The organism is Geitlerinema sp. PCC 7407, from assembly GCF_000317045.1.
In the GTDB taxonomy this organism is placed as follows: Bacteria; Cyanobacteriota; Cyanobacteriia; order PCC-7407; family PCC-7407; genus PCC-7407.
Genome location: NC_019703.1, coordinates 3,841,452 through 3,853,756, shown reverse-complemented (window position 1 = coordinate 3,853,756; position 12,305 = coordinate 3,841,452). Strand labels below are relative to the sequence as shown.

Annotated in this window: 11 protein-coding genes and 1 riboswitch; of the genes, 8 read left to right on the top strand and 3 right to left on the bottom strand. The window is 61.5% G+C overall.

Features of this window, described 5'->3' with window-relative positions:
- Positions 1 to 624 precede the first annotated feature (624 nt).
- Positions 625 to 1,809 (top strand): RtcB family protein, encoded by a 1,185-nt coding sequence (locus GEI7407_RS15600; protein WP_015173167.1) that lies wholly within the window; start codon positions 625 to 627, stop codon positions 1,807 to 1,809.
- A gap of 63 nt (positions 1,810 to 1,872) precedes the next feature.
- Here GEI7407_RS15600 and GEI7407_RS15595 read toward each other — a convergent pair whose 3' ends face one another.
- Both GEI7407_RS15595 and GEI7407_RS15590 read right to left on the bottom strand, forming a co-directional pair.
- Complete coding sequence (locus GEI7407_RS15595; RefSeq protein WP_015173166.1) at positions 1,873 to 2,391, bottom strand: GNAT family N-acetyltransferase; 519 nt, start codon at positions 2,389 to 2,391, stop codon at positions 1,873 to 1,875.
- A gap of 16 nt (positions 2,392 to 2,407) precedes the next feature.
- Positions 2,408 to 3,541: a cob(I)yrinic acid a,c-diamide adenosyltransferase gene (locus tag GEI7407_RS15590; protein WP_015173165.1), complete on the bottom strand. Its 1,134-nt coding sequence runs from the start codon at positions 3,539 to 3,541 to the stop codon at positions 2,408 to 2,410.
- A 153-nt stretch (positions 3,542 to 3,694) separates the two neighbouring features.
- Between GEI7407_RS15590 and fraC the strand changes: the two genes are divergently transcribed.
- Genes fraC through GEI7407_RS15575 form a run of 3 tightly spaced genes read left to right on the top strand, consistent with a single transcriptional unit; the run spans position 3,695 to position 6,050 of the window.
- The gene (gene fraC, locus GEI7407_RS15585) at positions 3,695 to 4,243 is read left to right on the top strand and encodes a filament integrity protein FraC (RefSeq protein ID WP_015173164.1); all 549 of its coding nucleotides are present in this window, start codon (positions 3,695 to 3,697) and stop codon (positions 4,241 to 4,243) included.
- 26 nt (positions 4,244 to 4,269) lie between these two features.
- Positions 4,270 to 5,280 (top strand): DUF5357 family protein, encoded by a 1,011-nt coding sequence (locus GEI7407_RS19705; RefSeq protein WP_015173163.1) that lies wholly within the window; start codon positions 4,270 to 4,272, stop codon positions 5,278 to 5,280.
- A complete protein-coding gene (locus GEI7407_RS15575) occupies positions 5,277 to 6,050 on the top strand; it encodes an ABC transporter permease (protein WP_015173162.1) in 774 nt (257 codons plus the stop codon). Before GEI7407_RS19705 ends, GEI7407_RS15575 begins: the two co-directional genes overlap by 4 nt.
- Positions 6,051 to 6,125: 75 nt before the next feature.
- Here the strand turns inward: GEI7407_RS15575 and argF are convergent, their stop codons facing one another.
- On the bottom strand, positions 6,126 to 7,049 hold the full coding sequence (gene argF / locus GEI7407_RS15570) for an ornithine carbamoyltransferase (protein WP_015173161.1): 924 nt from the start codon (positions 7,047 to 7,049) through the stop codon (positions 6,126 to 6,128).
- Positions 7,050 to 7,280: 231 nt separating this feature from the next.
- Here argF and GEI7407_RS19700 point away from each other — a divergent pair, with 231 nt between their 5' ends.
- The 4 genes from GEI7407_RS19700 (at position 7,281) to GEI7407_RS15550 (ending at position 12,295) form a co-directional block, all read left to right on the top strand.
- Entirely contained in the window at positions 7,281 to 9,632 is a 2,352-nt protein-coding gene (locus tag GEI7407_RS19700) for a PAS domain S-box protein (protein WP_015173160.1), read from the top strand.
- A 198-nt stretch (positions 9,633 to 9,830) separates the two neighbouring features.
- Positions 9,831 to 10,121 carry a DUF2470 domain-containing protein gene (locus GEI7407_RS15560; RefSeq protein ID WP_015173158.1) on the top strand — a complete coding sequence of 97 codons (291 nt, stop codon included), beginning with the start codon at positions 9,831 to 9,833 and terminating at the stop codon, positions 10,119 to 10,121.
- Positions 10,122 to 10,185: 64 nt separating this feature from the next.
- Positions 10,186 to 10,286: riboswitch (TPP riboswitch) on the top strand.
- Positions 10,287 to 10,293: 7 nt separating this feature from the next.
- Complete coding sequence (thiC, locus tag GEI7407_RS15555) at positions 10,294 to 11,673, top strand: phosphomethylpyrimidine synthase (RefSeq protein WP_041268492.1); 1,380 nt, start codon at positions 10,294 to 10,296, stop codon at positions 11,671 to 11,673.
- Between the two features lie 154 nt (positions 11,674 to 11,827).
- Complete coding sequence (locus GEI7407_RS15550) at positions 11,828 to 12,295, top strand: nuclear transport factor 2 family protein (protein WP_015173156.1); 468 nt, start codon at positions 11,828 to 11,830, stop codon at positions 12,293 to 12,295.
- Positions 12,296 to 12,305: the final 10 nt, after the last annotated feature.

The following is a 12,305-nucleotide window of genomic DNA, read 5'->3' as shown; positions in this document are numbered from 1 at the left end:
CATTGCCGTCGCCCTAGACCCTGCAACACAGCGAGCGACTGACTCTGGGGCCAGCCTGCTTCGCAGTGTTCAGTATATCGGCATTGGGTACGAGACACGGCGTCCTCTGTCTCGCCTAGAGCCCTCCCGGACCCAGACGAAAAAAATCGCAGCCTTGTGGTGGGGGCTGCGGCTGGTCCTTAGGAGTAGTCTTGCATTTCTGCTATGGCTCAAATCTAAGAAAGATCCGCAATTATGCGGGTGACGCAGCAGGGACTCCACGAGTGACCTTGACTGACCTTTGTGGTGATCGCCGTCACCGATGGTCGCCCAGCCTTGCCAGTGAGAGCGCTTGCGCGCCAGCTTTCCCAAGACCGCAACTTTGGATCTCCAAGGAGTATTGCGTGCTTTCCCCAGTCTTGCTTGGCACTAGAAGCACCTGACCGAAAGGCCCAGGCTGAGAGCCGCAATTGCTAGAGAGCGCGCTGCCTAAAAGAACTAGCAAGTTAGACAGGGAAGAGCTCAGCGTCTCAAGGGCGATCGCCCCTGTACTGCTCACGGAAACTTATCAATGCTTTCGGAAACGGCGATTTCCTTGTGTATTATATTTGTAGTATAACGTAGTGCATTGCGAGGCAACCCTTCATGCCCCACGAACCCCTCAACATCACCACGCCAGCGCCCGTCTTGTCCTGGGCGAGCCACGGACTGGGGCATGCGGAGACCCAGATGGCCAAAAACGTCGCCTCCCTGCCCTTTGTCTTCAAGCACGTGGCCCTCATGCCCGACGTCCACCTGGGCAAAGGGGCGCTGGTCGGCTCCGTGATCGCCACCCAAGATGCCATCATTCCGGCGGCTGTCGGCGTTGACATCGGCTGTGGCATGTGTGCCCTTCAGACGCCTTTTCGGGCCGACCAGCTCGAAAGCAAAACCCTCAAGAAAATTCGCCGTGAACTGGAGGCCGCCATTCCCGTTGGCTTTAGCGAAAACAAAGACATCGAGAAAGAGGTCTACAACTGGCGCGGCTGGTCCCAGTTCAAAGATCTCCATGGCGGCGTGCAGCACCTGGAAACCAAGGCCCTGCGCCAAATGGGCTCCCTAGGGGGCGGCAACCACTTCATCGAGCTGTGCCTCGACACCGAGGACCAGGTGTGGCTGATGCTGCACTCCGGCTCGCGCAACATCGGCAATATGCTGGCCCAAAACCACATCCGCACGGCCCGCGACCTCGCGAAGCTGGCGGAGCTCCGCTTGCCCGATCCAGACCTGGCCTACTTTGTGGCGGGGACGCCGGAGTTTGCGGCCTACTGGCGCGACTTGCAGTGGGCCCAGGACTACGCCCGCTACAACCGGGACGTGATGATGCGGCGGTTTCAGCGCATCGTCGAGACCCACCTGGCGGGCGGCAAGGCGACCAAGCCGCGCCTGATGGTGAACTGCCACCACAACTACGCAGAGCGCGAAACCCACTACGACCAAGAGGTCTACGTCACCCGCAAAGGAGCGGTGCGGGCGCGGTCGGAGGACTACGGCATCATTCCCGGCTCGATGGGGGCCAAGTCTTTTATCGTGCGGGGCAAGGGCAACCCCGAGAGCTACTGCTCTTGCAGCCATGGCGCTGGACGCCTGATGTCTCGCTCCAAGGCGAAGCAGCAGTTCACGGTGGACGACTTGGTGCGCCAAACCGAGGGCATCGAGTGCCGCAAGGACTCTGGCGTGATTGACGAGATTCCGGCAGCTTACAAGCCCATTGAAGAAGTGATGGCTCAGCAGGCGGATTTGGTCGAGGTTGTGGCGACGCTCAAGCAGGTGCTCTGCGTGAAGGGCTAGACGTCTGGTTGGCTCCAAACCCCTTTTCTCAAGTCTGGGAGAAGGGGTTTGGTGTGTTTGGGCTCACAAACCCTGGAAGGCGGCGGGGTACTGAACGAGGCCCCGGTACTCGTCCCGGTAGTGGGTCAGGCGCTGGATCCGGAAGACCTCCGGAGGGACGGGAAAGGGGGACTCGATGCCGTGATCGGTCGAGATCTCGAACCCGAATCGGCTGTAAAAGTCGGCGTGGCCGAGGACGACGATGAGCGGCGCGGCTTGGGCCTCGGCGGCGGCGATCGCCCCTTGGGTGAGGGCGCTGCCGATTCCTTGGCGCTGGTGGTCGGGGTGGACGGCCAGGGGCGCGAGACCCAGGACGGGCCAGGTCTCGGCCCCTACGAGGTCAATGCCGCTCAGCAAAACGTGGCCGACGATGGCGTCGCCGTCCACGGCGACCAGAGCAAGCTCGGGCCGATAGCGATCGCTCTCTCGAATCCGATCAATCAAGCGGGCTTCGTCCGCTCGACCAAAGGCGGCGGTCACCACAGCGGCGATCGCGGCGTAGTCCTCCGGCGTTTCGGGGCGAATCTGGCAGCTAGAAGTCATAAATGAGCCATTTTTGCTAGAAATCAACGCCGCGCTTGAGATCAATGCCCTTCTCGGCGTAGTGCTTGTGGCAAATCATCTCGGAGTGGATGCTGGCCAGATCAAAGTAGGCCGGCGGGTGCTTGCAGCGGCCGGTGATGATCACCTCGGTGTCTCGGGGCTTGCGCAGGAGGGCCTGAATGATCGGCTCCTGGGGCAGCAGCTCCAGATCGACGGTGGGGTTGAGCTCGTCGAGGATGATGGTTTTGTAGAGGCCAGAGGCGATCGCGGCTCGGGCGATTTCCCAGCCCCGCTCGGCCTCCACGTAGTCGAGCTCCTGCTGCTGGCCCCGCCAGACGATGGCGTCTCGGCCGCAGCGCTGGTGATCGACCAGGTTGGGATAGCTCTGCTGCAAAGCGGCGATCGCGGCGTCCTCGGTGTAGCCGCTGCCACCCTTGAGCCACTGCATGATCAGCACACGGTGGGACTTGTCCTGGCTGATGCCGCGGCCAATGGCCTGGAGGGCCTTGCCCAGGGCGCTGGTGGATTTGCCCTTGCCTGCCCCTGTGTAGATCTCGATGCCCTCCATGCCGTGGTCGATGGCGGTCTGGTGAAAATGGGGCCGCATCTCGGAGTGCAAATCCGCCACCTCCAGCAGCCTCGGCGGCGCGGCCCGGCCGGTGACGATGATTTCAAGGTCGGCGGGCTTGTTTTGCAGCACCTTGGCCACTTCCTCCACCGGCAGCAGCCCTAGGTCGAGCACCGGGTTCAGCTCGTCCATCACGACCACGGAGTACAGCCCAGAGGCGATCGCCCCCTTGGCCACATCCCAGCCCCGCTGCGCCTCCAAGCGGTCAAACTTGGTAATTTCCTCTGGCCCGAAATACTCGGCTCGACCGGTGCGCACCTGGTCGATCAGGTGGGGAAAGCCCTGCTGAAGTGCCTCAATGGCGGCGTCTTCGTCGTAGTTGCGCCCCGGCCCCTTCAAGAAGCGCAGCAGCAGCACGCGGGTGGGCTCCGCCGCCGCGATGCCCAGACCGATCGATCGCAGCACCACTCCCAAGGCCGCTTGGGATTTGCCCTTGCCCGCGCCGTCATAGACGTGGATCTGTCCTACGAGGCGCTCAGAGCGCACCTGGGCTGTGCGAATGCCAATGCCGGTTCGTACCATAGTTGTTAACTGCTGCGGTCCGTTCCAATTCTAATCCTCAGCCGCTGAGAGACTGGGAACACTACCCAGCGATTCGGTCGGCGACGCGGCCCCCAAAGCGCTGTAGACTACGCTCAACTAGGGGCGATCGCCCAATGTTTTAGACCTTGTTCCATGGCTTCCTCGGTCTTTCCCTTCCGCATGATGCTGTTTCAGGCGCTGCTGCTGGTGGTGGCGATCGCCGTCGAAACCCCGATCTTGCAGCGATCGCTCCAGATCTCCCCCAACCTCAGCGTCCAGTACGCCGCCATCACCAACCTGCTGTCGACTTTGTCGGGCTGGTTTGTCTTCTTCGCCATTCAGCCTGTGCTGCCCCCCAGCGTGACGCGCCAGCTGATCAGCTTCATCTTCTTTGATCAGTTCATCTTTGGCCAAAATCGAGACAGCATTTATCTGTGGCTCATCGTGGCCGCCTTTTTCATGTTCTTCGGCGCCCTCACGATCAAAATCCAGACCTACGACGCCCTGCAATTTATCCGCGAAGAAAAGCCCCCTGATGAATCCTTCGAAGAGGCGGCCTACCGCTATCGCCGGCCCCCCCTCCAGCTGCTGCCGTTCTCGATGGCCAAGCGCCGGACGACCGCCTTTTTGCGCGCCAATGCCCTCAGCTTTAGCGTCATTTCGCTGCTGCTGCTGCTGCGCAGCTTCGTCCTCGCTGATTAAATCTTTCCCTTGGATCTCGCTGACCCTTGAAACTGATCCTCGCCCTGCTCAAGCGACTGTTTCTCCCGCCGACCTGGGTGTCCTGGCAGACGCCGATTTTGCTGAGTCTGCTGGCGTGGGTGATGTCGCTGCCTGCTGGCCCTCTGGCCCGCGAGATCCTGGCGGTTGCTGCCTGGATCTTTTTGATCATCGGGGTGAGCTGGATCGCGGCGAGCCAAGAAAAACTGGCGATCGGGACGATTCCGCTGTGGCCCTGGCTGACCTCGGCGCTGATCTGTCTCTTTTTGTTTGGCAGCCAGTCGGATACGGTGCCGTCCTACGCGGTGGTGAGCTGGCCGATTATTTCCGCGATTATCTTTACGCTGCTGGCCTTTGTCGAGCGGGGGACCCGCTTCAAGATTCCCGACGCGGCGGTGCGTCAGCAGCTGATCATTTTGGTGCTCAGCCAGCTGCTGGTGAGCTGCTGGCTCCAGTTTTATTTTTTGCTGGGCACTTGGCTAGAGGCCTATCCCAGCCTGCTGGCAGACAGCTTTCGCCGCAGCGCTTTTGTGGTGTCGCTGGCGGAGGAGCTGCCGGAGCCGGAGGGAGGGGTGCTGCTGCTCAATCAGGCGGAGCGCGTGTTTCAGGAGCGGATGGAAAATCGCCCTTGGCCTGAGGTTGAGCGCTGGCTGGTGGATATTCGCAGCGATTCGACCGCCCTAGAAGCCTTTGAGGAGGCGGTGTTTCGGCCCCTCAATAGCCCCTTGAGTCCGTCCCGAGAGCGGGAACTGTGGCATCTGCGCCTGAATATTGTGGGCCAGGAAAGGTCCTATCAGATGCCCCTAGAGGCAGTGTGGCTGGGACCGACGTCGATGGCGGAGCAGGTGCGAGTTCTCCAGCGGACCTGCGAGGTCTCGCGGGTGCGGGAGCAGCAGGAGGGAGAAAGGCAGCCAGCTGGACAAACAGGGGGACAGCCGATTTTTGAGACGGTGGGTAACGTGGAGTGTGGCCCGGTGGTAGACTCATGGCGAACTCGCAGCGTGAGGGATGAAGGGTGAGTCTGAGCAGAGTCTTGGCGATCGCCTCGAATGTGTTTCGAGAGGTGATTCGCGATCGCGTCCTCTATCTAATCGGCTTTTATGCCTTGGTGATGGCTGTGGCCCTGCGCCTGCTGCCTGAGGTCGCGGTGACGGCTCAGGACAAGGTGATCTTGGACGTGGGCCTGGCGGCCAGCAGCCTGCTGGGGCTGCTGGTGGCGGTGTTTATCGGCACGGGCCTAGTCAGCAAGGAAATCGAGAAGCGCACGGTGCTGGTGCTGATCGCCAAACCTGTCAGCCGGATGGAGTTTATGCTGGGCAAGCACCTGGGGCTGTCAGCGGTGCTGGCAGTGCTGGTGGTGGCCATGACGGCGATTAATTTGGCGCTGCTGGAGGCGAGCCAGATCGAATATCCCTTGGTCAGCTTGCTGGTGTCGGCGGTCTATAGCTTCTTGGAGCTGATGCTGATCACGGCGGTGGCGATCGCCTTTGGCGTTTTCACCAGCTCGATTTTGGCCTCGCTGCTGACCCTGGGGGTTTACCTGATGGGGCACTCCAGCCGCGATCTGCTGGCCCTGGGGCGGCTCACCGAGAGCCCTGGCTTTCAGCAGGTCACCCAGGCCGCTTACTTGATCTTGCCCGACCTGTCGCGCTTGACCCTACGCAACGACGCGGTGTATGGCGTGCTGCCCGGCCCTGAGACCCTGGCCCTGAACGCGGTGTACGCCTTTGTCTACACGGCGCTGCTGCTGCTGATTGCGGGGGTGAGCTTCGCGCGGCGGGAGTTTTGAGCGATCGCCCGTTCCCAGGCTGTTGTCCCAACCTGGCGTCCCAAACGGGAGAAAAGGGCGGGCGATCGCCCGTCTCTAGACCGCGCCCAAGAGGCTGGCCAGCAGGGCTTTTTGGGCGTGCATGCGGTTTTCGGCCTGGTCCCACACCCGCGACTGCGGCCCTTCCAGGACGCCTTCGGTGATTTCTTCGTCGCGGTGGGCGGGTAAGCAGTGGAGCACGATGGCTTTGGAGTCAGCCTTGGCCAGCAAGTCTTCGTTGATTTGGTAGGGCTGGAAGATCGGCACCCGATTGGCGGCCTCGTCCTCCTGACCCATGCTGGCCCACACGTCGGTGTAGAGCACCTGGGCGCCCTGGACTGCAGCGACGGCGTCGGTGGTGACGGTGACCTCGGTGGCGTCGCCGGCGATCGCCTGGGCCTGGGCCACGATGGTCGGATCAGGGCGATAGTCAGGGGGCGTGGCTACGCGCACATTCACCCCGGCCAGGGCGCAGCCCAGCAGCAGGGAGTGGGCCACGTTGTTGCCGTCCCCCAGATAGGTCAGGGTCACCCCCGAGAGCTGACCAAAGGTCTCGCGCACCGTCAGCAAGTCCGCTAGGGCCTGGCAGGGATGAGCCAAGTCCGAAAGGGCATTGATCACCGGAATGTCGGCGTAGTCCGCGAAGGTTTGCAGGTCGGCCTGGGCGAAGGTGCGAATGGCGAGCACATCGAGGTAGCGGCTGAGGACACGGGCCGTGTCCGCGATGGGTTCGCCGCGGCTGACCTGGGTGACGTTGGGGTTGAGGTCGAGCACCTGGCCGCCCATCTGAGCAATGGCGACGGAGAAGCTGACCCGAGTGCGGGTTGAGTTTTTGTAAAACAGGAGGCCGAGCACCTTGCCCTCACACCGAGGATGGATAGCGCCAGCTTTCAGTTGGAAGGCCAGCTCCAATAGCTCTGCGACTTCGCCAGCGCTGAGATCGGCCAAGCTCAGAAGATCTCTCCCTTTCAATCCCGCCATATTTGTCCTCTTAATAAAGAATCGTTCCACTGCGTTGATGAATAAAAGAAGAGTTTATCGGCAATTGCCTAGGCGGCGCAGGCTTTGGTGAAAAACTGCGGCCGGGTTCAGAGGCGATCGCCCTCTGAACCCGGCGAGCCGACCGCCCAGCGATGAATGAAGCCACCTTGCGGGGAACACTAGGGCATCTACTTGACCCCTGAAGTTTTTTGCCCTCCATCGTCACGAACCATGGCAAATACTCTGCCGCCGTTTAATGTTCTCCCTTTACAGCGGTTTTTTGAGGCTGCCCAGGAGCTGTTTGTTGGGTTGGGTGAGGATGACTCGTTGCAGATGACCAATCCTGCCTGGGAGCGAATCCTGGGCTGGTCAGCGGAGGATCTGCGCGATCGCCCCTGGCTAGAAGGGATTCACCCTGAGGATCGCGATCTGTCCCGCGCAGCGCTCCAGGCCCTGGCTCCCGAGGCGCCCCAGCAGCAGTTTGAAAGCCGCTATCGCCACCGCGATGGCGGCTACTGCTGGCTGCACTGGTCGCTCTTTTGGGGAGAGGGGGGCGATCGCTACGGCATTGCCCAGGACGTCACCCGCCAAAGACGCCTCGAAAAGGCCCTCACCGATCTGCGCGATCGCCTGGAGACCGAAGTGGAGGAGCGCACGGCAGAGCTGTGCCAGGTGAACGCCATTTTGCGCCAGGAAATCCGCGATCGCCAGCGAGCCGACGCCGCCCTCCAGGAAAGCGAGCACCGCTTCCGCGTCATCTTCGAGAGCACGGCCATCGGCATCAGCATCGTTAGCCTGGACCGGCTCATCCTAGAAGCCAATCCCGCTTTTTGGCGCATGGTCGGCTACGAACCCGAGGAGCTGGTGGGCCATTCTTTCATGGAGATCACCCACCCGGACGATCGCGGCAACTTCCACCTCTTTCAGAGCCTCAAGGCGGGCGATCGCGACACCTACCAGCTCGAAAAGCGCTACATCTGCAAGGACGGCCGCGTCCTGTGGGTCAGCCTCACCGTCACCCTGGTCCGCAACCTCGACTACGAGCCTCAATTCGTGATCGTTGTGGTCAAAGATATCTCCAGTCAGCGCCAAACCGAGGAGCGGGTCCGCCTCCTCGAATCGGTGGTGGTCTATGCCAAAGACGCCATCTTGATTACCGAAGTGACCCCCCTCGATGCCCCCCACGGCCCCAAAATTATCTACACCAATCAGGCCTTCACCGCCATGACGGGCTACAGCGCCACCGAGGCGATCGGCCAGACGCCTCGGCTGCTCCAGGGATCCAAGACCGACCCCCGCGAGCTCCGCAAAATTCGCGTCGCCCTCGAAACCTGGCAGTCGGTCCACGTCGAGATGATCAACTACCGGCGGGATGGCTCCGAGTTTTGGGTCGAGATGGACATCATCCCCATCGCCAATGCCCAGGGCACCTTCACCCACTGGGTCGCCTTCCAGCGGGACATCAGCGATCGCAAGGCCGCCGAAACCGCCCTGCGTCTGACCCAGTTCTCTGTGGACAGGGCCGCCGACGCCGTTTTTTGGACGAACCCTGACGGTCGCTTCTTCTACGTCAACGAGGCTGCCTGTCGCCTGCTGGGCTACACCCGCCAAGAACTGCTGGGCATGAGCGTCAGCGACGTCGACCCCCACTGCGAGGCCGAGAAATGGCCAGAGTACTGGGCGAGCCTGAAGCTGTGCGGTTCTCGCACCGTCGAGTCCATCAACTGCACCAAACAGGGCCTGCTGTTTCCGGTCGAAGTCACCTCCAACTATCTCCAGTTCGGCGGTCAGGAGTACAAATGCGCCTTTGTGCGAGATATGACCCGCCGCAAGGAGCTCGAGCACAATCTCCAAGACGCCCTTTCCCGAGAAAAAGAGCTGAGCGAGCTCAAGTCCCGCTTTGTGGCGATGGTCTCCCACGAAATCCGCACGCCCCTGAGCACGATCTTGTTTTCGTCCCACATGCTGGAAAATCACTACGATCGCCTCACAGACGAGAAGAAAACCCGCTACTTCCAGCGAATCCAGAGCGCCATTAGCCACCTGAGCCAGCTGCTCAACGACGTTTTGACTATTAGCAAAGCCGAGGCCGGTCGCCTGGAGTTTCAGCCCGAGTTTGTAGATATAGTGGCGCTGTGTCAGGAGATCGTCGAAGACCTGCAAATCACCACCCACCCCACCCATCAAATTGAGTTTGTGACGATGGCTCAGGTCCAAGCCGTGTGGCTAGATGCCAAGCTGCTGCGCCATCTGCTGATGAATCTGCTGGTCAATGCCATCAAGTACTCGCCGGACGGCGGCTCGGTGCAGGTGCGCCTCGAGTGGAGCGAAACGGCGATCGCCCTGGCGGTGACGGACCAGGGCATCGGCATCCCAGAGGCCGACCAGTCCCGCCTGTTCTCGGCGTTTCATCGCGGCAGCAACGTCGGCGCGATTTCCGGCACGGGCTTGGGGCTCTCCATCGTCAAGCAGTGCGTGGACCTGCACAACGGCCGCATCGAAGTCGTCAGCGCCGAAGGGCAGGGGACGACCTTCACCGTATGGCTGCCGCGATCGCCCGTGCCGCCGCGCCCCGCCCCGTAGGCCCTGGCCACCCAACAAATTGCTGTACATTGAAAGCCATCAAGCCACGCCAGAGCCATGCTGAAAAAAGCCGGTGACGTGATCAACGTCCTTATCACCTTTGTGTTGGTTGCCTTTATCGCGACGAGCCTCTTTCGTCTGATAACCTTTTTGCTACAGGCCCACCCTATTGCGTAATTGACGAGGGAAAACTGTTTTATGGCTGACCCCCTTACCCCCGCTATTAGCGATCGCATCTGCAAGCACATGAACGACGACCATGCAGAGGCGATCGCCCTCTACGCCCGCGCTTTGGGACAGCAGCCCGAGGCCACGGCGGCCACCATGCTGCGCATCGACGCCCAGGGCATGGACCTCGAAGCCCAGGTCAACGGCGACACCGTCCCCCTGCGCATCGCCTTTGATCACGAGCTCGCCGACTCCGAGGACGCCCACCAGACCCTGATCGCCCTGGTCAAGCAGGCGCGAGCCAGCCTCACCAGCGCCTGATCCCCCTCGCCAAAAGATGCCCGCTTCCCCAACCGCCGCGCCCAACCCTCGGTGATACAATAAATCACCAAGCTAGGGGTGCCTGAGACCCATTCCAGGCTGAGATCACACCCTTAGAACCTGAGTCCGGGTCATGCCGGCGGAGGGAAGCTGTCTATCTGAGGAATTGAATATGCGTTCTGAGTGGATCGCCAAGCGTCGCGGCCAAGCAAACGTGACGCAGATGCATTATGCCCGTCAGGGCCTGATCACTGAGGAGATGACCTATGTCGCCCAGCGGGAAAACCTGCCCGCTGACCTGATCCGCGACGAAGTGGCTCGGGGCCGCCTGATCATCCCTGCCAACATCAACCACCCCAACCTGGAGCCGATGGCCATCGGTATCGCCTCCAAGTGCAAAGTCAACGCCAACCTCGGCGCCTCGCCCAACTCCTCGGACATCGAAACCGAGCTCGACAAGCTGCGGCTGGCGGTGAAGTACGGCGCTGACACCGTCATGGACCTGTCCACTGGTGGCGGCGACCTCGACACCATCCGGACAGCCATCATCAATGCCTCTCCGGTGCCCATCGGGACGGTGCCCATCTACCAGGCCGTCGAGAGCGTCCACGGTCGTATCGAGAACCTGACCGCCGATGACTTCCTGCACATCATCGAGAAGCACGCTCAGCAGGGGGTGGACTACATGACCATCCACGCGGGCCTGCTGATCGAGTACCTGCCCATGGTGCGCAGCCGGATCACCGGCATCGTGTCGCGCGGCGGCGGCATCATTGCCAAGTGGATGCTGCACCACCACAAGCAAAACCCCCTCTACACCCACTTTGACGACATCATCGAGATCTTCAAGAAGTATGATGTCTCCTTCAGCCTCGGTGACTCTCTGCGTCCGGGCTGCACCCACGATGCTTCTGACGAGGCGCAGCTCTCGGAGCTGAAGACCCTCGGTCAGCTGACCCGCCGCGCCTGGGAGCACGATGTCCAGGTGATGGTAGAAGGGCCTGGCCACGTGCCCATGGACCAAATTGAGTTCAACGTGCGCAAGCAGATGGAGGAGTGCTCCGAAGCGCCTTTCTATGTGCTGGGGCCGCTGGTGACGGACATCGCACCGGGCTACGACCACATCACCTCGGCGATCGGGGCGGCAATGGCGGGCTGGTACGGCACGGCGATGCTGTGCTACGTGACGCCCAAGGAGCACCTGGGCCTGCCCAACGCAGAGGACGTGCGCAATGGCTTGATCGCCTACAAGATCGCGGCCCACGCGGCGGACATTGCGCGTCACCGGCCGGGCGCGCGCGATCGCGATGATGAGCTGTCGCGGGCTCGCTACAACTTTGACTGGAATCGCCAGTTTGAGCTGTCCCTCGATCCGGAGCGGGCGCGGGAGTACCACGACGAGACCCTGCCAGCCGACATCTACAAGACCGCAGAATTCTGCTCGATGTGCGGTCCTAAGTTCTGCCCCATGCAGACCAAGGTGGACGAAGAAGCCCTGGTCGAGCTGGAGAAGTTCTTGGCCAAGGAGCAGGTTCCGGCGACTCAGGGCTAAAGGGCGATCGCCCTTTGAACCGGTTGCTGCGATCGGCTGAAGCATTTGGGCGATCGCAATAACCTGAAAAGAGAGCGGCCAAGATAGCCGCTCTCTTTTGATTGGCTGCTAGGTTTTGGTGAAAGCGCTTCAGGGTGCCGCAGGAAAAAGCAACGTGAGCAAATGGGCTTTCTGTCTGGCGATCGTTTTGGCGGTGGGGCTCCTCGTGGTAGGCATGGGGAGACCCCCTTTGGAGCTGCTGCCTGTGAATGCTGCTGAAGTGTCTGAACTGCGGGCGATCGCCGATCGCCAAGCCCGCGCCTGGTCCGCCAGCGACGTGGACGCGATCCTGGCCGACTTTGCGGAGGACGCCCGGTTTGTCGTGCCGGGACAGGTCGTCCAGGGCAAAGCCCAGATTCGAGACTTTGTCAGTCAGCATTTCGCTGACTACAGCCACATCGAGATTGCGATTCGGCGCGTGATCGGCCAGGGCAAGCAGGCCGCGATCGAATGGCAGTGGCAGGAGCAGCACCGCGCCACGGGCGATCGCAGCCAAGCCGACGACGCGATTATCTTTCAGCTAAAAAACGGCAAAATCGTCTACTGGCGGGAGTACATAGACACCCAGTCGCCTCCCGCCTAGCCGCGATCGC

What these genes read in the sequence shown, in the direction of transcription:
- GEI7407_RS15590 (WP_015173165.1), bottom strand. Translation starts at nt 3,541, where the DNA reads ATGGTACGAACCGGCATTGGCATTCGCACAGCCCAGGTGCGCTCTGAG.
- GEI7407_RS15600 (WP_015173167.1), top strand. Translation starts at nt 625, where the DNA reads ATGCCCCACGAACCCCTCAACATCACCACGCCAGCGCCCGTCTTGTCC.
- GEI7407_RS15560 (WP_015173158.1), top strand. Translation starts at nt 9,831, where the DNA reads ATGGCTGACCCCCTTACCCCCGCTATTAGCGATCGCATCTGCAAGCAC.
- GEI7407_RS19700 (WP_015173160.1), top strand. Translation starts at nt 7,281, where the DNA reads ATGGCAAATACTCTGCCGCCGTTTAATGTTCTCCCTTTACAGCGGTTT.
- GEI7407_RS15595 (WP_015173166.1), bottom strand. Translation starts at nt 2,391, where the DNA reads ATGACTTCTAGCTGCCAGATTCGCCCCGAAACGCCGGAGGACTACGCC.
- thiC (WP_041268492.1), top strand. Translation starts at nt 10,294, where the DNA reads ATGCGTTCTGAGTGGATCGCCAAGCGTCGCGGCCAAGCAAACGTGACG.
- argF (WP_015173161.1), bottom strand. Translation starts at nt 7,049, where the DNA reads ATGGCGGGATTGAAAGGGAGAGATCTTCTGAGCTTGGCCGATCTCAGC.
- fraC (WP_015173164.1), top strand. Translation starts at nt 3,695, where the DNA reads ATGGCTTCCTCGGTCTTTCCCTTCCGCATGATGCTGTTTCAGGCGCTG.